The following is a 15,459-nucleotide window of genomic DNA, read 5'->3' on the forward strand; positions in this document are numbered from 1 at the left end:
CCCCAATGGCCTCGGCTATGGCCTACCCCATCGAGCCACCCCATGGCCTGGCCGGATGCTACGGAACGGAACGGGACGGGACGGAACGTAAGAGCTACCAAGACACCGGTGAAAATCCTTCTGTTCCTGATGCGCGAACCCCTGTGGATAACCGGTATCCGTCGCTCGATCCTGAGTGGGAGGCCGCGTTCCTGGGATGCGAACAGGAGCGTCTGAGCACCACCGAGATCGCGGTCCGGTTCGGCGTCTCGACGCGGACGGTCACCCGGTGGCGGACCGCTCTGAATCGAAACCGGAAGCCCGCCGCGGTGCGCCGCCCGGAATCGGATCACGTGCTCGCGAAGCGCCTCCTCGATGACGGATGCTCGCTCGCCGAGGTCGGACGGACGGTCGGCGTCGCCCCGACCACGATCCACGCATGGTTCCCCGGCGTGCAGGGCTGGACGCGCGTCCAGTCCGGCGAGTACGCGGCGATGGTGCGTCTCGGAGGGATGGCGGCATGAGCGAGCGCACGATCTGCCCGCCGGAACACAGTCACGGCGAGAACACCGTCTGCCGCGCAAAGCACGGATGCCAGTGCGACGACTGCCGACGCGCCGCCGCCGAATACGAGTTCTGGCGCTACCACCAGCACCGTACCGGCCGGAAGCTGCGCATCGACTCGACCGGCACCATCCGCAGGATCCGTGCGCTGCAGGCGCTCGGATGGTCGCACGAAGCGATCAGTGCCCAGGCGGGATTCGGTCACGGCTGGTCAGCCGCGATCTGCCGCCGCGGCATGGTCTCCCCCACGACTGCAGCAACCATCGTCCGCGTCTACGACGCCATGTCGATGCGGCTACCGCCGGCTCAGACGATCGAGCAGGTGAATGCCGCGCGCCGTGCCCGGAACCATGCCGCCCGCATGGGGTGGCCTCCCCCGCTCGCCCTTGACGACGACACCATCGACCTCCCCGACAACGACGAAACGAACGAACGAAAGGCAGCAGCATGACCACCACGAAGACCGCCCTCGAGCTCACCCCGGGCGACGTCGTCCAGACCGAGCAGGGACCGAGCCGCGTCACCAGCACCACCCCGGACGGCGACGCCGTCGCGATCGACTTCAAGACCGTCGCCAAGCGGATCGGATGGGGCGACTCGTTCCCCGCCGAGTACACCTTCGAGCTCATCGAGGAGAACTGACCATGAGCATGACCGGAGCAGACCTGATCGCCGCCGAGCGAGCACGGCAGGTCACCGACGAGGGGTACACCGCCGAGCACGATGAGGGCCACGCGTACCAGCTGACGTACGCCGCGCGCGTCTATGCGGCGCAGGCGACTGTCAACATCGCCGAAGGCACGTCCGACGCCATGCCGCACAGATGGGCGCGATTCGAGGGGTGGCCTTGGGCCGAGCGCTACTGGAAGCCCACCGGCGACCCGGTGCGCGACCTGGTGAAGGCGGGCGCCCTGATCGCAGCTGCGATCGACAGCCTGACCGCGGAGGTGACGAACTGATGGCCGGCGAAACCGTGATCACCGTCGTCGGGAACCTCACCGCGGACCCCGAGCTGCGATACACGCAGAACGGCCTTCCGGTGGCGAACTTCACCATCGCCAGTACGCCGCGCACGTTCGACGCCCGGGCGAACGAGTGGAAGGACGGCGAAGCGCTGTTCCTCCGCGCATCGGTGTGGCGTGAGTTCGCCGAGCACGTCGCCGGCAGCCTCACGAAGGGCATGCGCGTCATCGTGCAGGGCCGACTCCGCCAGCGCTCCTACCAGGACCGCGACGGCAACAGCCGCACGGCCATCGAGCTCGAGGTCGATGAGATCGGCCCGTCGCTCCGGTACGCGACCGCACAGGTGACCCGCGCGCAGGCGCCGCAGGGTGGCCAGGCGGGCCGGCCGGGCGCTCCCGCGGCTGATGAGCCATGGGCGACCCCGGGAAGCGCGCAGAGCGACGCGTGGAGCACGACGGGAGGGTTCGGCGATGACACTCCGTTCTGAGCTCCGACCCTGGACGCTCGACCAGAAGACCGAGACCGGCGGACGTCGCATCAGCGTGAAGCGCTGCTGCGAGTCGTGCGGCGCGCCGATCGGTGACGCGACGCCCACCGAAATGGATGCCGCGATCAACGGCCGCCTGCCGGACATCGCCGAAGAGTGCGGCTGCGCGGCCATCGCTGAACAGCTGGCGATGCTGAACCAGCGCGCCGACGCCCACCAGAACGGCACCTGGCCCGACGGCGAGATGCACCCCACATGGGAAGAACTCGGCCCGGCCGGGCAGGAGTCCTACCGCACCGAGGCGCTCCGCTCCATGCGCGCGCTCATCCACCTCGGCTGGGGGCCGCTGCAGCGCGTGCTCAAGCAGATCGAGGAGACGCCATGACCTACTTCCACGACAGCGAAGCACCACCGCGGCCGTTCACTGCCCGCTACAACGGCGCGTGCGCCGCGGAGTGCGGGCACCGCATCCACGAGGGCGACATGGTCCAGTACGTCGACGGGCAGCTGGTGCACGTCGGCTGCATCCCCGACGAGAAGCCGGAACCAGCACCCCGCCCGACCTGCCCGAACTGCTTCACAGAGATCGCACTGAACGGAGCATGCTCATGCTGACCACCATCACACTCCCCCGGCCACACGTCCCGACCGGCCCGCAGGGCGTTCCCGAGGATCACGCCGACGCCGACTACCTGCGAGCCGTCGTCATGAAGATCGACAGCGGATTCACGCGAGTCGGCGGATCAGGGGTCACCGCGATGATCCGCAACCTGATCGCCGACGCCGCCGAAGTGCTCGAAGCACCACCGAGCACACCGGGCCGCGATATCCAGCAGCTCGTGCGCGACCTGATCGACCGCGACGACTGCGAGTTCGATCATCACGGCGGATGCCAGGCGCACGGCTACCTGTCGCTGCAGCCGGGCGAGATGTGCCCGCACGCTGAGGCGAAGGCGTGGCTCGCGAAGGTCGGTGCCTGATGGCTGACGAGCTCCCCGGCTTCGACCCGCCTCCCCCGCCGAAGGACGCGCCGAAGGACGCGCCGAAGGGCGAGCGTCTGCCACAGCGGGAGCGCGACCAGCTCGCGATCGCCGCCGACATCCACCCCGCCACGAGGATGCCGCTCGCCAACAACGGCAAGACGTGCGGAGACTGCGCGTTCCTCCGCGTCAAGGGGCATCCGAGCGGGAAGCACTGGTGGAAGTGCGGCACCCCTGACCCGAGATCGAAGAACCACCGTGGCGACGGCCGCGACATGACCAAGCGGTGGCCCGCGTGCGCCGCATTCCAGGAGAGGAGCGACTCATGAGGATCCTGACCGTGCGTCAGCCGTGGGCTCACGCGATCGTCCACGGTGGGAAGGACGTCGAGAACCGCGTACGGAATGTCGCGGGAGCTTATCGCGGGCCCGTCGCAATTCACGCCGCCCAGGCATGGGACGACCAAGCATCGTGGAACGCCGCGATGAGCACGCTCGCCGAAGCGATGGAAGAGCACGCCGATGGGTGGGATGACGTGCGCGGCGCGATCATCGGCGTCGTCGACCTCGTCGGTGCGCATGTCGTACAGCAGTCGCACGCGGGCACGAACGTCTGCTTCGACTCCACGACCCCGACTGGCGAGATCTGCTCCCCGTGGGCGAACGCCTACGACGAGTTCCCCGCTCACCGCGGATACCACCTGGTTCTCGCGAACCCGCGCCCGCTCGACGAGCCGATCCCGTACCGCGGCGCGCTCGGTCTCCGGAACCTCGCCGTCCACGACCCCGTCACGACCGCGCAGATCCTCGCGCAGATCGGAGCAGCTGCATGACCGTCTGCATCACGAACACGGACCTGCCCGGCATCCGCCGCTGCACCATCCTCGGCCAGCACCGTGTGACCTGCCCGGATCACGAGGGTTGGGCGGAGCGTCCCGGCACCTGCCGCGGGTGCCTCCCCCGCCTCGCCGAAGTCGGCCACCTCTGCAAGGGCTGCTACGAGCGCGTCGTGGCGGCCGTCGCCGCCTGGCCGTCGTTCCGCGAGAAGCTCGAAGCGACCGAGGGCCGCGCCGTCGCCTCGTTCGGCGGCGGCGGATCCGCGCTCGGATTCGCGAACCTCACGCTCGTGTTCCTCGCCCTCGACGAGTGCGAACGCCACCTGCAGTCGCGGTTCGGCACCGTCGACAACTGGGTGCAGACCGAGGCGTGCGCAGCCGACGCGATCCAGTTCTCGCACGCCGCCGAGCGCGCCTGGAACGCCCTCCCCGTCGAACCGACCGACGAGCGCACCCCGGCACCGCACCGCTGCCACAACTGTGGGTTCCTCCCCACCTGGGGCAACGACACCCGCAAGGAGCGCGGCGCGGACGTCGTCACCTGCAGGAACTGCGGCACCGAGCTCGCCCGCATCCGACCCGACATCGAACGGTGGGCTGGATCCGCGACGTGCGCGGACCAGCTGCACGCCGACTGCGACAACCTCGCGTGCACCTGCCGGTGCCACGACCTCGGCGCCCGCTCCCGTCCCGCCGGCGCGCAAGCGCTCTGGGACGCCGACCAGCACACCATCAGCCCGGACGCCTCGGGCCGCGCCGACTGGACCATCAGCGACGCACTCACCATCACACCCACCACCAAGGAGAAGGCCGCATGACGACCCGAGACCATCTGCGCGGCACGCTCACCAACGTGCTGAGCAACGCAGGGAACTACCCCGAGGAGGCGCAATCGCGCATCCCGTCACGCCAAGGAGGCCGTTGCTCAGGCGCTACGATCCAGTCAACAAGAAATGGGAGGTCAGCATGAGCAGCCTGAGGAGCTTCCTCTATCTCAACGAGACGACACTGTCGGACTACGTGAGCGCGATGGAGGGCGGCGTGCGTAGCACCGTCGACGACCGACGTCGAGAGACTAAAGGGCTACAGGCAAAGGCTGGGCTGGGCCCGATCGGGGGTAGCGGAGATTCGTCGAAGGAGAGTGAGTTGACGATCTCCCTTACGGACTCCCCTCCAGCGCAATTCGATCGCCTGATGAAGCTCGCGGCTGCGGACCCAGAACTGGCCGGGTGGGTCGAAGTCATTGACCCCGACACCGACCTTCCTGATCTCCTGACAGGCGCACTGGTCGAGATCGAGGTGGACATCGAGGTACCAACCTTCGTAAAGATGCTCAACAAGAGCACCGGCATCATCAACACTATGAAGTCGCTTTCAGAGATGTCGGCATTCCTCCCCACATCTACTGACTCACCCGCGATCGATCCAGAGCAAGTCACCCTCGTCGAGTCCATCAGCGGGCTGCTTGGAGACAAACTGATGATCATCGGACTTCCGGACAGCGACGACTGGCGGGTAGCGGGACAGCTATTGCCCCAGCACACGCGTGTTTCGGTCGACGATCTTGAGGGTGAGGTGCGGATCGTCGGCAAGATAACGCGCAAGATCCGGCCGGGGGAACGTCACCCACTACTCGCGCTGCCAGGATCAAGCATCCTCAGCAGGGAGAAGCGGCGGGAGCTGGCTCGCAAGGGCCCGTCGAGTGAATCGGACGATAGCTGGGTCACGGGCCCCGCAGTGATCCTCGACATTCTGGCGATCTACCGCTAGGCAGCGAGGGTCCGATCGGCGACGCTCGAGGATTCTTTAGGTTCTTTTCACGTCGCCTTGTCTCGAACGGTCATCGCCCTGCGAGCTCGGGCTCGTTCAAGTGCGAGTTGGAGTCCTCGCGGCGAGAGACCCGCGACCGCCTGCATCTGTACCCAGGTAGCAGCCTTCGCGTCCGCGAGCTCAAGCAACTGCCTATCCCTGTATTCGATGAGGTTCGCTCGGCGCTCCTCGACGGCCGTGAGCTTCGCGACCGTTGCTCTCAATTCAGCGAGCCCCTCATCCACGCACCCACTATACCGGGTAGCACTATATCGAGTATAGTGAGCGTATGGAGACGTGCCCCCTTGTCCAGGACAGCGGCCTCCCGTGCACGAACCAGCCGGACCCTCGATCGTTCTACGGCATCTGCTCGGAGCATTGGGCCAAGATCATCGACGACCAGAAGCGTTCCGACACGCACCGGCACCTACTCGCCGAGGTGTCGTGCCCGATTTGCAAGCGTCTGATCCTCGCCGGCCCTGGCGTCCCGGTAGCCTGCTCGAACCCAGGCTGCTGGGAAGACGCCTGGTGGGAACAGCCCTCCTCCGCCCCTGAGATCCTGACTCGGCGCGGCACCAGCTGGTGCTACTACATACGCTTCGGCGACCGGATCAAGATCGGCACATCGGCCAGCCTCAAGGGTCGGCTTTCGACGCTGCCCTACGACGAGATCCTGGCGCTGGAACCAGGAACAGTGGAGCTCGAGCGCCGGCGGCACCAGGAGTTCACGAATCACCTAGTCCCGGGGCAGCGCGAGTGGTTCCACGACCACGTGGAACTTCGGGAGCACATCGCACAACTCCGCGAAGTTCACGGCGATCCGGTCGCACTGATGGAGCAGCCCGAATGAGCCAGCGCATGAAGCCATGGCTGACCACAGCCGAGGCGTCCGCCCTGTTCGACCGCTCCAAACGCACGATTCGACTCTGGGTCCACGATGGCCGCGACGCCAAGAACCCGCTGCTCCGCATCCGTACCGAGACCGCCGGCCGACGAACCGTGCTCAATAGCGAGGATCTACGACGGGTGGCTGACTTCAAGGACGCGTACCTCGACGCGCCGACGTTCGGACGCCAGCGAGTTTGAATGTTGCCAATGTTGCCGCGCTACTGTGAAAGAGTCGGCGTACTGCCACGATCGGAAGCCCCCGGAACGATCTGACCTGCGGTCACATCGCCGGGGGCTTCGTCACGATACCCATTCGGTGGTTGGTGGTCGGAGCGATGCGATAAGCCGGTAGCCGGTCGCGGGCTCGTCGGTCTCCTCGCTCGGCTGGCTCATGAGGTGATCCATCTCGTACGCGAGCTTGAGCAGCTGTTCCGTGAAGCTCGCCACATCTGAGGCCTCGGCCTCGGTGATCGCTGGCAGTTCATGCGTCGCGGAGTTCCCCACCTGGCGGATCCGATCCACCCACGGCTTCATCCTCCTGGTGATCAAACCCTCTGTCTCCAGGTGGGCGATCGCCTCAGCGAAGTCAGGGGCGCGTCCTCGCTCGTTCTTCGCTGCGAGCCCGAACCCAACCGCGACGTGCAGCAGAATCTTTCGCGCCACCAACACCGCACTGGTGTTGGCGCCAACACCCAGACATGAGCGCACCTCATCCCACGCCGCCGCCACGTCCTCCGGTAGGCCCTGAGGTTCAGCCAACGGCTTGGTTCCTGGGTACACAGTCCGATCAACCTCGACCAGCCCACGGCCGCAGTTGGAACAGCGAAGCCAGTACACACGGCCAGGGGTTGTCCGTGCGACGACGAGCGCTTGATTCCGCCCGCACCGCGGACAAGTCGACAGCCTGAATGCTTCAGAGCTTCCCGCCTGGATCCGCCCGAACATCCTGTCGGTGACCATCAGATCAAGGTGCATATCTCCCATACCGCGACTCTAGCCACTTGCGACGACGCTGCTGATACCGGGCACGAGGCCCTGAAGCGGAGGACCACATGTCACGCATCACCGACGCCCAACGCGCCGAGGTCCTCCGCCTCCACACCGAGCGCAAATCCCGCAACGACATCGCCCGCGCGGTCGGCATCAGCGCCGGATCCGTCACCAACATCTGCCGCGAAGCCGGGCTGTCCTTTGACCGGTCAGCGACGAAACACGCGACTGAGGCGCGGCAGGTGGATCTGGCGGCGGCGCGGATCCGGCTGGCGGAGAAGATGCTGCACCGGTCGGAGCGGATGCTCGATGACCTGGATGGTTCGTACCTGGTGTACAACTTCGGTGGCAAGGACAACACGTACGAGGAGCACACCCTCGATCGGCCTCCGGTTGAGGTGCAGCGGAATGCTGTGGTGACGGCGGGGATCACGTTCGACAAGCTGACGCGGATCGTGGAGCGGGATGCTGGCGGTTCAGAGGAGGCAGTCGGGATGCTCGATACTCTGGCCGAGGGCTTCAAGGCCGCCGCCGAGCGGTACCGCGCCGGCGAGGCCGAGACCGATGAGGCTCGATGAGCTTGAGCGGATGGTGTCGCGAGCGCAGCTGCTGAGCATCGTGGATGCGATGTCGTGGAAGCTGGCGCTCTGGTACGGGTCGGTGTCGGCGGGTAAGACCGTGGCGACGCTGTTCGCGTTCCTGATCGCGGTTGCCCGGGCGCCGCGGAACGGCATCATCCTGATCGTCGGGAAGACGATGACGACGGTCTACCAGAACGTGTTCGTGCTGTTCCAGGACACGAGCATCTTCGGTGCGAAGCTGGCCGCGCAGGTCCAGTACACGCCCGGCGCGTCGTCGGCGAGGATCCTCGGCCGTGAGGTCATGATCGTCGGCGCGAACGACGCGAAGTCTGTCGGCCGCATTCAGGGTGCAACGGTGGCGCTCGCGTACGTCGATGAGGCGGCGCTGCTGCCTGAAGAGTTCTGGAACATGCTGGTGTCGCGTCTGCGCGTCCCCGGCGCCCGGCTCCTCGCGACGATGAACCCCGCGTCGATGAACCACTGGATGCGGAAGAAGTGGATCCTCGCTGGCGCGGCGAAGAACCTCATCAGCTTCCACTTCACGATGAAGGACAACCCGAACCTGCCCGCCGACTACATCGCGGACATGGAAGCGTCGTTCGCCGGCGTGTTCTACGACCGGATGATCAAGGGCGAGTGGACGAACGCCGCCGGCGCGATCTTCCCGATGTGGGATCCTGCCCGGCATGTCGTCCCGTGGGAGTCGGTGGGACGCGTGTTCCGAGTCCCCGGCGTGGGCATCGACTTCGGTACGTCGAACGCATCGGCCGGCCTGATGCTCGGCGTCAGCGCGGAGCCGAAGGCACGCTTGATCCTGCTGGACGAGTTCCGGTACGACCCGCGCGACCACAACGGCGCCCGCCTCGCACCATCCGACCAGGCCCAGCGATACCGCACATGGCTGAGCGGGCAGCACGCCCCGCAGCCGTCGCTCCCGGACCCGGAGTTCCAGATCATCGACCCGGCCGCCGCGCACTTCCAGGAAGAGCTGTTCAAGATCGGCATCACCACGTGGCACGCCGACAACGATGTGCTCGGCGGCATCGCGACGATTGCCCGACTCCTCGACACGGGGAAGCTCGCCGTCACCGACCGGTGCGAAGGCTTCCTGTCCGAGGTCACCGAGTACCGGTGGTCCGACAAGGCCACTGCTGAGGGTCACGACGAGCCGATCAAGGAAGACGACCACAGCCTCGACGCCGCGCGGTATGTCCTCCACTCCACCCGCCAGTCATACGAGTACGACATCGCCGCCTGATCCGGAGGGAGTCCAGCATGCCGCTTCCCGCTGACGGATCCATCTTCCCGCCCAAGCAGCTCGCGCCCGGCTTCGCCCGGATGCGTGAGCACGGCGCCTGGTACACGGGCGACGTGGACGAGCTCCGCGCCATCTACGGTGGGGCGCAGTCTGCGACGCACCAGCGCGGCGGCCGTCCGATGCAGGGCGGTGTGACCGGGTTCTTCTCCAAGATGTGGTGGGGTCGGCCCCTCTCGTCTGGTGAGGAGCGCACGTCGCTGCACATCCCGATGGCGGCGAGCATCTGCACCCTGTCGAGCGACCTGATCAACGCTGAAGCACCCGTGTACGGCATCGCTGGCGACCGAGACAAGGGCACCCGCGACGTCACCGAGCAGCGCCTTGACGTGATCATGAACTCCCCGCAGTCGCACATGACGCAGAACGAGGCCGGCGAACTCGAGGCGGCCCTCGGCGGTGTCTACTGGGTCGCGGACTGGGACGTCGAGACCGCCGACCACGTGTTCTACCGAGCGGTCGACGCGGACGCCGCCGTGCCGACGTTCCGCGGCGGGCAGCTCACCGAGGTGTCGTTCTGGACCCGCATCGACGCCGACCGGAAGGTGTGGCGGCACATCGAGCACCACCAGCCCGGCGCGATCATCCACGCCCTGTACGTCTCCGACGACGCCGAGCGGATCGGTGTGCGCGTTCCGCTGGCCATGCGCCCCGAGACCGCGCACCTCGCCGAGCTCCCCGGCTCGATCAACGACGGCCTGCAGACCGTCATCCCCACGTACATCGACCGCCTCACCGCGGTGTACGAGCCGAACATCCGCAAGCCGCGGAAGCTGCGCCGCAAGGGACAGTTCTCCGCGTGGGGTCGCTCCGACTTCGAGGGCGTGGAGCCGCTGCTGAACGCGTTCGACGAGACGTGGTCGTCATGGATGCGCGACCTGAAGGTCGGCCGCGCCCGCATCTTCGTCCCCGAGGCGATGGTCCAGTCCCAGGGCCGCGGCCAGGGCGGGTTCTTCGACAGCGAGCGCGAGGTCTACGCGATGCTGAACGCCCTCCCGAACCAGGCCGAGGGCAAGGCGATCGTCGCGCAGCAGTTCGACATCCGTGTCGAGCAGCACGAGCGCACCGCGTTCAACCTCAAGAAGGAGATCCTGCAGGCGACCGGCTACTCGCTGTCCAGCTACGGCGAGCACACCGCCGACGTCGCCATGACCGCGACCGAGGTGAACGACCGCCGGTCGGACACGGAACGCACCCGCGACAAGAAGATCCGGTACGCGTCCCTCGCCCGCACCCGCATCGCGTCGATCTGCTTGGAGCTCGACGGGATCATCTTCCGCAACCGCGGCGGCCGTCCCGGCGTCGAGGTCGTGGCCGAGTTCCCCGAGGTGTCGCAGATCGACCCGGAGAAGGAAGTCCGGATCGTGTCGCTGTTGGACGCTGCGTCCGCGATCTCCACGGAGACGAAGGTGCGCCGTGCCAACCCGGCATGGTCGGACGACCAGGTGTCGGAGGAGGTCGCACGCATCCAGCAGGAGAAGGGGCTGACCGCTCCCGACCCGGCGACGTTCCGCGGCTGATCTGTCGCGAGCGCGAGGTTACTGGTCCAACAGGCGGTCGATCCAACCACGCGTGTCGGACAGGACCACTTCGCGCGGGGTCTCCGTCGCGGTCGAGAGTTCATCTACCAGTCGCTGGACGAGCAGATGGACGCCTGTCAAGAGTCCGGTGTAGTCGGGGATCACTCGGCCATCCGGCTGCTGTCGAAGTTCAATGGCGCCAGGGATCGACATGAGATCCATCGTGACGATGTCGATTGCGCTCTCGGACGCTTCGTCTGGCATTTCCGGGTCGAACGCCATCTGGACGTCGAGCAACACCTGAATGACGCGGCGGACGGTAACTGACATCGCTTCGTGGTCTCCCATGCGCCCACCGTAGCGCCCTCGCTTCCCGGCGCGATGCCGGGCAGGCCCCGTGATGGGGCATCACAGGAAGGCGAGGCTCATGGCCCGCGAACAGATCACCCACAACCACATCGTCAGCCGCCCCCTGCCGGAGTACAACCCGGCGACCCCTGGCCCTCACGAGGCGTCGCCCGTGTCGGTCGAGGTTCCCCGCCGCAACGTCCACGTCCAGTGGAACCGCACCGGTACGACGGACGCCGCGGGGCTCGAGACGGGCTGGCTGCAGCTCGGCATCGACATCACCATCGCAGAGATCCGCGACCTGCTGAAGTACGCCGAAGATGAAGCCGCCGCCGCCAAGCTCGGCAACGCGGCCTTCGGCGACTACGACACCGAGCAGCACCAGGTGCGCGTGTACTCCTCGGAGCTGTCCCGCCCCGAGATCAACAAGGCGATCACCGCGCTGCGCCGCGGCCGTGACGTCGCCTATGGGAAGGACGCCTGATGACGAACACCGCACTGCCCACACCCACGGCCGAGGACCGCGCACGCGCCCGGTTCATCACCGCCTCGACCGGACAGCCGCCGACCGATGAGCAGCGTGAGGCTGTCCGCCAGCTTGGCAACCTCGTCGTCGAGCTCGCTGTCGCGATCGAGGAGCTCACCCCGCGGTCCAGGAACCAGTCCCTCGCGCTGACGGCGCTCGAGGATGTGCAGATGCGCGCGAACCGCGCCATCTTCGCGACGGGACCGAACGCGTGAGGCTCGCGCCGGCCTTGCGCGCCCGCATCTCGGCGGAGGGCGAGCGGATCCTCGCGGAGGCTCTCACGGTCTCTCCGCGCGAGGTTGGCGCGCTCACGGCCTCCGCACCGCGACCGCCGTTCGTCGCACGTCGCCGGTCGCTCCGCTGCTGGCTCGGATTCCATCAGTGGAAGTACTTCACGCTCGTGCTGTTCGGCGTGATCGACATGGGCGTGCAGCGTCGCAGCTGCGAGCTCTGCGGGAAGTGGGCCCGCGCATGACCCTCTACCTCCCCGCCGAAGGCGAGAAGGTCACCGCGATGCTCGGCGCCGAGCTCGATGGCATGGTCACCGGCATGTACGGCGTGGTGCAGTGGATCGACGACACGGGAGAGCAGCGCATCGGCGTGATGGTCGCTCCGGGGCAGACGCAGGTCGTGTCGCAGGGTCTGCTCACGGTCGCGAACGCGATCGCGGACACCGAGTTGACGACGTTCGTCATGGAAGGTCTCGACATGGCCGACGACGACGACGGCGACTGACGACGTCCACGTCACCCCGATCGGTGATCTGATCGAGCACGACGTCGACGGCGGCGACTGCCCGTGCGGCCCGACCACCGAACCGGTCCGCCGGGACGACGGCTCGATGGGCTGGGTGATCCTCCATCACGCGCTCGACGGACGAGAGTTCGCCGAGCACGACTACACCGGCCCCGCGATGCCGCGGGAGTCGTAGAGCGTCCAGGGGCCCTCCTCCCCGGTTGCGGGCACGCGTCGCCCAAGAAGACGAGAAGAGCGCACCCGAGCGCGCGCCAGGTAACTCAACCCTGCCGGCTGGTATCCGCGGTGAGCGGGCCGAGTCAGCCCGCGCGCTTCACAACTGAACACGCCAGAGCCGGATTCCCCAGGTCCGCGGCTGGCTTCCGCATCCGTAGCTCAGCGGTAGAGAGAGCCGTTCCCAACGGTTTGGTCGCGGGTTCGAATCCCGCCGGATGCTCACACCCACGCCCGGGAGGGGCGTCAACGCGCGCGTTGCCATTCGCAGCGAAGGGCGCCCGCTCTGCAAGGGCTGCGACTCCCAGCCTGGCGTACCTGCGTCCCTCCCCACATTCGTCCGTGCATGCCCGGTGCTGCACGGCCCATCCCCTGAAACCCCGTCCCGGAGGCGGAGAAGGAGAACCAACCATGTTCAAGATCAGCCAGCGCCCGCACCTGCTGTCCTTCGCCCCGGAGGCGGAGCCCGGCGGTGCCCCGGCGCCCGTGACGGATCCGGCACCTGAGCCGGTCGAGACCCTGGAACCGGCACCTGCCGCCCCCGAGGCGACCGACCCGCCCGCCGAGCCGTCCGGCGACGCGCCCGAGACCTTCTCGCGCGAGTACGTCGAGAAGCTGCGCCGAGAGAACGCGGCAACCAGGGAGAAGGCGAAGACCGACGCGGCAGCTGCCGCAGACGCCGCCCGCTCCGAGGTCGCCCAGCAGATCGGCAAGGCGCTCGGGCTGGTCAAGGACGACGAACCGGTCGACCCTGACGCCCTGCTGAAGCAGGCACAGGCCGAACGGCAGACAGCGATCGACGAGGCCAACGCCACCAAGCGCGACCTCGCCGTCCTCCGCAACGCCGAGAAGCACGACGCGAACGTGGAGGAGCTCCTCGAGTCGGTCAGCTTCGGCCGCAAGCTCGCCGCTCTCGACCCGACCGCCGACGACTTCGCATCCCAGGTGGACGCGCTGATCAAGGACACGGTCGACGGGAACCCCACCAAGTTCAAGCGCGTCCAGGTGGCGCAGCGGACCGGCGGCGGCGACCACTCCGGCGAGGGAGCATCCCAGCTCTCCCGCGAACAGCTCGCCGCGCTCCCGCCGGCCGAGCGTCTCAAGGCAGCAAGGGAGGGGCGACTCTCGTCCCTCCTCAAGAACTAAAGAAATGAGGGCCTGACATGGCCGGAATTGCCAACTTCATCCCTGAGCTCTGGGAGGCCGCCGTCCAGGTGCCCTTCGAGAAGGCGCTCGTGTACGGTCAGGAGACCGTCGCGAACCGCGACTACGAGGGCGAGATCCAGCAGCAGGGTGACACGGTCAACGTGACCACCATCGCTGATCCCACGATCCGCACCTACGACAAGAACGCCGACATCGAGATCGAGGACGTCTCCGACGGCAACGTCAAGATGGTCATCGACCAGGGCGACTACTACGCCTTCCGTGTCAACGACATCGACAAGGTGCAGGCTGCCGGCGACTTCCAGTCGCCCGCGCTCGCCCGCGCCGCGTTCGGTCTCCGCGACAAGGTCGACAAGTACATCGCCGGTCTCGCCTACGCGGGCGCCGATGCCGCCAACAAGGTCGGCCGCATCGCTGTGGTGGACGCCGAGCCGGAGTACGCCGGCACCGGCCAGACCTCGGCGTACGCCGTGCTGGTGAAGCTCCGCGAGAAGCTCGACGACCAGTCGGTGCCGATCGAGGGCCGCTTCGTCGTCGTCAACCCGGCGTTCATCTCCGCGCTGTCCTACGACCCGCGCTTCACGAACGCGTCGGCGAGCGGCACCACGGAGACGCTCCGCAACGGCTTCGTCAAGCAGGTGCAGGGCTTCGACGTCCTCGTGTCGAACAACGTCCCCGCCGTCGGCGGCGCCGGCGCGGACAAGGACGACAAGGTCATCGTCGCCGGTGTTCCGGCGGCATGGTCGTTCGCCAACCAGCTGGCGGAGACCGAGGCCATCCGCCAGGAGAAGCGGTTCGCGAACCTCGTCCGCGGCCTGAACATCTACGGCGCGAAGGTCTTCGAGCCGAAGGGCCTGGCCACCGCGACCGTCACGTTCGCGGCACCCGCCGTCTGAGCAACCGGTGGGGCGAGGCACGTTGCCTCGCCCCACCACCTGACCTGAGAGGTTCATGATGGACGACACCACCGAGACCCCGGCCGAGACGCCGGAACCCGTCACGCCTGATGACCCGAGCGGCGAGGCCGCCGAGAGCGAGAGCGCGGACGACACCACCGAGACCCCGGCCGAGGTGGCGCCGCTCGTCGAGATCACTCTCCCCCGCCGGATGAACGTCGTTCTCACTGGCGTCCGGTTTCGCTTCGGCACCGCTCGTGCACGGCTCACCCCGCTGCAGCGCCTCTACCTGACCCGCCGCGGCGCTCGCTTCGAGGAGATCCCCGAAGAGCCCCCGGCGCCCGACGATGACGAGGAACAGGCAGCCATCGACGCCCGCAACCAGGCCGAGGATGCCGCCGAACAAGCAGCCGGTCTGCGCGACGAGAACAGCGACCCTGCCACTCCGGATGCCGTCGACGAGACCACGCAGCCGGAAGAACCACTCGTCCCTGACGAGTCGTGGACGGACGAAGCCCTCGACGCTCTCGGCAAGGAGCGCGGCATCACGTGGCGCTCCAACGCTTCGAAGGCGACGAAGGTCGCGAAGCTCACAGAGGGCTGAGGGAAGCGGGGGGGGGGGGGGGGGGACAGTTTCGCCGC

At 67.4% G+C, this 15,459-nt stretch carries 27 protein-coding genes and 1 tRNA gene; 25 read left to right on the plus strand and 3 right to left on the minus strand.

Annotated features, from left to right (window positions below):
- Nucleotides 1-17 precede the first annotated feature (17 nt).
- The 12 genes from ACTJJ4_RS07515 (at nucleotide 18) to ACTJJ4_RS07570 (ending at nucleotide 5,578) form a co-directional block, all read left to right on the plus strand.
- The gene (locus tag ACTJJ4_RS07515; protein WP_440942694.1) at nucleotides 18-503 is read left to right on the plus strand and encodes a helix-turn-helix domain-containing protein; all 486 of its coding nucleotides are present in this window, start codon (nucleotides 18-20) and stop codon (nucleotides 501-503) included.
- Nucleotides 500-994: a hypothetical protein gene (locus ACTJJ4_RS07520; protein ID WP_440942695.1), complete on the plus strand. Its 495-nt coding sequence runs from the start codon at nucleotides 500-502 to the stop codon at nucleotides 992-994. Before ACTJJ4_RS07515 ends, ACTJJ4_RS07520 begins: the two co-directional genes overlap by 4 nt.
- The gene (locus ACTJJ4_RS07525; protein WP_440942696.1) at nucleotides 991-1,185 is read left to right on the plus strand and encodes a hypothetical protein; all 195 of its coding nucleotides are present in this window, start codon (nucleotides 991-993) and stop codon (nucleotides 1,183-1,185) included. The genes ACTJJ4_RS07520 and ACTJJ4_RS07525 overlap by 4 nt, the downstream gene beginning before the upstream one ends.
- Before the next feature lie 2 nt (nucleotides 1,186-1,187).
- Nucleotides 1,188-1,502, plus strand: coding sequence for a hypothetical protein (locus ACTJJ4_RS07530; RefSeq protein ID WP_440942697.1), 315 nt, complete (start codon nucleotides 1,188-1,190; stop codon nucleotides 1,500-1,502).
- Nucleotides 1,502-1,993, plus strand: coding sequence for a single-stranded DNA-binding protein (locus ACTJJ4_RS07535; protein WP_440942698.1), 492 nt, complete (start codon nucleotides 1,502-1,504; stop codon nucleotides 1,991-1,993). Before ACTJJ4_RS07530 ends, ACTJJ4_RS07535 begins: the two co-directional genes overlap by 1 nt.
- Entirely contained in the window at nucleotides 1,977-2,378 is a 402-nt protein-coding gene (locus ACTJJ4_RS07540) for a hypothetical protein (RefSeq protein WP_440942699.1), read from the plus strand. The genes ACTJJ4_RS07535 and ACTJJ4_RS07540 overlap by 17 nt, the downstream gene beginning before the upstream one ends.
- Nucleotides 2,375-2,608 carry a hypothetical protein gene (locus ACTJJ4_RS07545; protein ID WP_440942700.1) on the plus strand — a complete coding sequence of 78 codons (234 nt, stop codon included), beginning with the start codon at nucleotides 2,375-2,377 and terminating at the stop codon, nucleotides 2,606-2,608. The genes ACTJJ4_RS07540 and ACTJJ4_RS07545 overlap by 4 nt, the downstream gene beginning before the upstream one ends.
- On the plus strand, nucleotides 2,602-2,973 hold the full coding sequence (locus ACTJJ4_RS07550) for a hypothetical protein (protein ID WP_440942701.1): 372 nt from the start codon (nucleotides 2,602-2,604) through the stop codon (nucleotides 2,971-2,973). The genes ACTJJ4_RS07545 and ACTJJ4_RS07550 overlap by 7 nt, the downstream gene beginning before the upstream one ends.
- The gene (locus ACTJJ4_RS07555) at nucleotides 2,973-3,302 is read left to right on the plus strand and encodes a hypothetical protein (protein ID WP_440942702.1); all 330 of its coding nucleotides are present in this window, start codon (nucleotides 2,973-2,975) and stop codon (nucleotides 3,300-3,302) included. Before ACTJJ4_RS07550 ends, ACTJJ4_RS07555 begins: the two co-directional genes overlap by 1 nt.
- Nucleotides 3,299-3,805 carry a hypothetical protein gene (locus ACTJJ4_RS07560; protein ID WP_440942703.1) on the plus strand — a complete coding sequence of 169 codons (507 nt, stop codon included), beginning with the start codon at nucleotides 3,299-3,301 and terminating at the stop codon, nucleotides 3,803-3,805. Before ACTJJ4_RS07555 ends, ACTJJ4_RS07560 begins: the two co-directional genes overlap by 4 nt.
- The gene (locus ACTJJ4_RS07565; RefSeq protein ID WP_440942704.1) at nucleotides 3,802-4,626 is read left to right on the plus strand and encodes a hypothetical protein; all 825 of its coding nucleotides are present in this window, start codon (nucleotides 3,802-3,804) and stop codon (nucleotides 4,624-4,626) included. The genes ACTJJ4_RS07560 and ACTJJ4_RS07565 overlap by 4 nt, the downstream gene beginning before the upstream one ends.
- 148 nt (nucleotides 4,627-4,774) lie before the next feature.
- Complete coding sequence (locus ACTJJ4_RS07570; protein WP_440942705.1) at nucleotides 4,775-5,578, plus strand: DUF6414 family protein; 804 nt, start codon at nucleotides 4,775-4,777, stop codon at nucleotides 5,576-5,578.
- A gap of 47 nt (nucleotides 5,579-5,625) precedes the next feature.
- On the opposite strand, the gene ACTJJ4_RS07575 is transcribed toward ACTJJ4_RS07570, so the two are convergent.
- On the minus strand, nucleotides 5,626-5,862 hold the full coding sequence (locus ACTJJ4_RS07575) for a hypothetical protein (protein ID WP_440942706.1): 237 nt from the start codon (nucleotides 5,860-5,862) through the stop codon (nucleotides 5,626-5,628).
- 44 nt (nucleotides 5,863-5,906) lie between these two features.
- Here ACTJJ4_RS07575 and ACTJJ4_RS07580 point away from each other — a divergent pair, with 44 nt between their 5' ends.
- Both ACTJJ4_RS07580 and ACTJJ4_RS07585 read left to right on the plus strand, forming a co-directional pair.
- Nucleotides 5,907-6,467, plus strand: a complete 561-nt coding sequence (locus ACTJJ4_RS07580; protein ID WP_440942707.1) for a GIY-YIG nuclease family protein — start codon at nucleotides 5,907-5,909, stop codon at nucleotides 6,465-6,467.
- Entirely contained in the window at nucleotides 6,464-6,703 is a 240-nt protein-coding gene (locus ACTJJ4_RS07585; RefSeq protein ID WP_440942708.1) for a hypothetical protein, read from the plus strand. The genes ACTJJ4_RS07580 and ACTJJ4_RS07585 overlap by 4 nt, the downstream gene beginning before the upstream one ends.
- A 102-nt stretch (nucleotides 6,704-6,805) precedes the next feature.
- Here the strand turns inward: ACTJJ4_RS07585 and ACTJJ4_RS07590 are convergent, their stop codons facing one another.
- A complete protein-coding gene (locus tag ACTJJ4_RS07590) occupies nucleotides 6,806-7,489 on the minus strand; it encodes a DUF4145 domain-containing protein (protein ID WP_440942709.1) in 684 nt (227 codons plus the stop codon).
- Between the two features lie 68 nt (nucleotides 7,490-7,557).
- On the opposite strand from ACTJJ4_RS07590, the gene ACTJJ4_RS07595 reads away from it, so the two are divergent.
- The 3 genes from ACTJJ4_RS07595 to ACTJJ4_RS07605 are packed head-to-tail and all read left to right on the plus strand — an operon-like array spanning nucleotide 7,558 to nucleotide 10,911.
- Entirely contained in the window at nucleotides 7,558-8,073 is a 516-nt protein-coding gene (locus tag ACTJJ4_RS07595) for a hypothetical protein (protein WP_440942710.1), read from the plus strand.
- On the plus strand, nucleotides 8,060-9,334 hold the full coding sequence (locus tag ACTJJ4_RS07600; protein WP_440942711.1) for a PBSX family phage terminase large subunit: 1,275 nt from the start codon (nucleotides 8,060-8,062) through the stop codon (nucleotides 9,332-9,334). Before ACTJJ4_RS07595 ends, ACTJJ4_RS07600 begins: the two co-directional genes overlap by 14 nt.
- A 17-nt stretch (nucleotides 9,335-9,351) precedes the next feature.
- Nucleotides 9,352-10,911, plus strand: a complete 1,560-nt coding sequence (locus tag ACTJJ4_RS07605) for a phage portal protein (RefSeq protein WP_440942712.1) — start codon at nucleotides 9,352-9,354, stop codon at nucleotides 10,909-10,911.
- 18 nt (nucleotides 10,912-10,929) lie between these two features.
- Here ACTJJ4_RS07605 and ACTJJ4_RS07610 read toward each other — a convergent pair whose 3' ends face one another.
- A complete protein-coding gene (locus ACTJJ4_RS07610) occupies nucleotides 10,930-11,259 on the minus strand; it encodes a hypothetical protein (RefSeq protein WP_440942713.1) in 330 nt (109 codons plus the stop codon).
- A 79-nt stretch (nucleotides 11,260-11,338) separates the two neighbouring features.
- Here ACTJJ4_RS07610 and ACTJJ4_RS07615 point away from each other — a divergent pair, with 79 nt between their 5' ends.
- From ACTJJ4_RS07615 to ACTJJ4_RS07650, 8 genes are all read left to right on the plus strand, one after another.
- Nucleotides 11,339-11,743: a hypothetical protein gene (locus ACTJJ4_RS07615; protein ID WP_440942714.1), complete on the plus strand. Its 405-nt coding sequence runs from the start codon at nucleotides 11,339-11,341 to the stop codon at nucleotides 11,741-11,743.
- A complete protein-coding gene (locus tag ACTJJ4_RS07620; protein ID WP_440942715.1) occupies nucleotides 11,743-12,000 on the plus strand; it encodes an Acb2/Tad1 domain-containing protein in 258 nt (85 codons plus the stop codon). Before ACTJJ4_RS07615 ends, ACTJJ4_RS07620 begins: the two co-directional genes overlap by 1 nt.
- Nucleotides 11,997-12,260 (plus strand): hypothetical protein, encoded by a 264-nt coding sequence (locus ACTJJ4_RS07625; protein ID WP_440942716.1) that lies wholly within the window; start codon nucleotides 11,997-11,999, stop codon nucleotides 12,258-12,260. The genes ACTJJ4_RS07620 and ACTJJ4_RS07625 overlap by 4 nt, the downstream gene beginning before the upstream one ends.
- Complete coding sequence (locus ACTJJ4_RS07630) at nucleotides 12,257-12,520, plus strand: hypothetical protein (RefSeq protein ID WP_440942717.1); 264 nt, start codon at nucleotides 12,257-12,259, stop codon at nucleotides 12,518-12,520. The genes ACTJJ4_RS07625 and ACTJJ4_RS07630 overlap by 4 nt, the downstream gene beginning before the upstream one ends.
- A gap of 385 nt (nucleotides 12,521-12,905) precedes the next feature.
- A tRNA-Gly gene (locus ACTJJ4_RS07635) sits at nucleotides 12,906-12,977 on the plus strand.
- Between the two features lie 188 nt (nucleotides 12,978-13,165).
- Nucleotides 13,166-13,900: a hypothetical protein gene (locus ACTJJ4_RS07640; RefSeq protein WP_440942718.1), complete on the plus strand. Its 735-nt coding sequence runs from the start codon at nucleotides 13,166-13,168 to the stop codon at nucleotides 13,898-13,900.
- Between the two features lie 17 nt (nucleotides 13,901-13,917).
- Entirely contained in the window at nucleotides 13,918-14,817 is a 900-nt protein-coding gene (locus ACTJJ4_RS07645) for a phage capsid protein (protein ID WP_440942719.1), read from the plus strand.
- 58 nt (nucleotides 14,818-14,875) lie between these two features.
- Nucleotides 14,876-15,421: a hypothetical protein gene (locus ACTJJ4_RS07650; protein WP_440942720.1), complete on the plus strand. Its 546-nt coding sequence runs from the start codon at nucleotides 14,876-14,878 to the stop codon at nucleotides 15,419-15,421.
- Nucleotides 15,422-15,459: the final 38 nt, after the last annotated feature.

This window comes from Microbacterium sp. 22195 (genome assembly GCF_052056515.1).
Taxonomy (GTDB): Bacteria; Actinomycetota; Actinomycetes; order Actinomycetales; family Microbacteriaceae; genus Microbacterium.

Coding starts and splice junctions, on each gene's coding strand:
- ACTJJ4_RS07645 (WP_440942719.1), top strand. CDS start 13,918: ATGGCCGGAATTGCCAACTTCATCCCTGAGCTCTGGGAGGCCGCCGTC.
- ACTJJ4_RS07630 (WP_440942717.1), top strand. CDS start 12,257: ATGACCCTCTACCTCCCCGCCGAAGGCGAGAAGGTCACCGCGATGCTC.
- ACTJJ4_RS07520 (WP_440942695.1), top strand. CDS start 500: ATGAGCGAGCGCACGATCTGCCCGCCGGAACACAGTCACGGCGAGAAC.
- ACTJJ4_RS07580 (WP_440942707.1), top strand. CDS start 5,907: ATGGAGACGTGCCCCCTTGTCCAGGACAGCGGCCTCCCGTGCACGAAC.
- ACTJJ4_RS07610 (WP_440942713.1), bottom strand. CDS start 11,259: ATGGGAGACCACGAAGCGATGTCAGTTACCGTCCGCCGCGTCATTCAG.
- ACTJJ4_RS07605 (WP_440942712.1), top strand. CDS start 9,352: ATGCCGCTTCCCGCTGACGGATCCATCTTCCCGCCCAAGCAGCTCGCG.
- ACTJJ4_RS07540 (WP_440942699.1), top strand. CDS start 1,977: ATGACACTCCGTTCTGAGCTCCGACCCTGGACGCTCGACCAGAAGACC.
- ACTJJ4_RS07595 (WP_440942710.1), top strand. CDS start 7,558: ATGTCACGCATCACCGACGCCCAACGCGCCGAGGTCCTCCGCCTCCAC.
- ACTJJ4_RS07620 (WP_440942715.1), top strand. CDS start 11,743: ATGACGAACACCGCACTGCCCACACCCACGGCCGAGGACCGCGCACGC.
- ACTJJ4_RS07545 (WP_440942700.1), top strand. CDS start 2,375: ATGACCTACTTCCACGACAGCGAAGCACCACCGCGGCCGTTCACTGCC.
- ACTJJ4_RS07615 (WP_440942714.1), top strand. CDS start 11,339: ATGGCCCGCGAACAGATCACCCACAACCACATCGTCAGCCGCCCCCTG.
- ACTJJ4_RS07550 (WP_440942701.1), top strand. CDS start 2,602: ATGCTGACCACCATCACACTCCCCCGGCCACACGTCCCGACCGGCCCG.
- ACTJJ4_RS07565 (WP_440942704.1), top strand. CDS start 3,802: ATGACCGTCTGCATCACGAACACGGACCTGCCCGGCATCCGCCGCTGC.
- ACTJJ4_RS07640 (WP_440942718.1), top strand. CDS start 13,166: ATGTTCAAGATCAGCCAGCGCCCGCACCTGCTGTCCTTCGCCCCGGAG.
- ACTJJ4_RS07590 (WP_440942709.1), bottom strand. CDS start 7,489: ATGGGAGATATGCACCTTGATCTGATGGTCACCGACAGGATGTTCGGG.
- ACTJJ4_RS07585 (WP_440942708.1), top strand. CDS start 6,464: ATGAGCCAGCGCATGAAGCCATGGCTGACCACAGCCGAGGCGTCCGCC.
- ACTJJ4_RS07525 (WP_440942696.1), top strand. CDS start 991: ATGACCACCACGAAGACCGCCCTCGAGCTCACCCCGGGCGACGTCGTC.
- ACTJJ4_RS07535 (WP_440942698.1), top strand. CDS start 1,502: ATGGCCGGCGAAACCGTGATCACCGTCGTCGGGAACCTCACCGCGGAC.
- ACTJJ4_RS07650 (WP_440942720.1), top strand. CDS start 14,876: ATGGACGACACCACCGAGACCCCGGCCGAGACGCCGGAACCCGTCACG.
- ACTJJ4_RS07515 (WP_440942694.1), top strand. CDS start 18: ATGGCCTACCCCATCGAGCCACCCCATGGCCTGGCCGGATGCTACGGA.
- ACTJJ4_RS07570 (WP_440942705.1), top strand. CDS start 4,775: ATGAGCAGCCTGAGGAGCTTCCTCTATCTCAACGAGACGACACTGTCG.
- ACTJJ4_RS07530 (WP_440942697.1), top strand. CDS start 1,188: ATGAGCATGACCGGAGCAGACCTGATCGCCGCCGAGCGAGCACGGCAG.
- ACTJJ4_RS07555 (WP_440942702.1), top strand. CDS start 2,973: ATGGCTGACGAGCTCCCCGGCTTCGACCCGCCTCCCCCGCCGAAGGAC.
- ACTJJ4_RS07560 (WP_440942703.1), top strand. CDS start 3,299: ATGAGGATCCTGACCGTGCGTCAGCCGTGGGCTCACGCGATCGTCCAC.
- ACTJJ4_RS07600 (WP_440942711.1), top strand. CDS start 8,060: ATGAGGCTCGATGAGCTTGAGCGGATGGTGTCGCGAGCGCAGCTGCTG.